The organism is Pseudomonas sp. SIMBA_068 (assembly GCF_046534705.1).
GTDB classification, from domain to species: Bacteria; Pseudomonadota; Gammaproteobacteria; order Pseudomonadales; family Pseudomonadaceae; genus Aquipseudomonas; species Aquipseudomonas putida.
Genome location: NZ_JAWRYI010000557.1, coordinates 1 through 270, shown reverse-complemented (window position 1 = coordinate 270; position 270 = coordinate 1). Strand labels below are relative to the sequence as shown.

General features: G+C 44.8%; 1 protein-coding gene. It reads left to right on the top strand.

The genetic code is table 11. The features are described 5' to 3' along the window. The coding region (locus tag SB756_RS30390; RefSeq protein ID WP_410913280.1) for a GTP-binding protein at positions 1-270 on the top strand (270 nt) is incomplete at both ends.

Here is a 270-nt window from a genome sequence, read left to right as displayed (position 1 = left end):
AAGCTGAGCGCGGTATTACTATCCAGTCTGCGGCTGTAAGCTGTTTCTGGAAAGATCACCGTTTCAACGTTATCGATACTCCTGGACACGTTGACTTCACAGTTGAGGTTTACCGTTCACTTAAAGTACTTGATGGCGGTGTTGGTGTTTTCTGTGGTTCTGGTGGTGTTGAGCCACAATCAGAAACTAACTGGCGCTACGCGAACGAAAGTATGAATAACGAATTACCAGCCTTAGGTAAAAAGCACTTAACATGCTGTGATGTTGCAT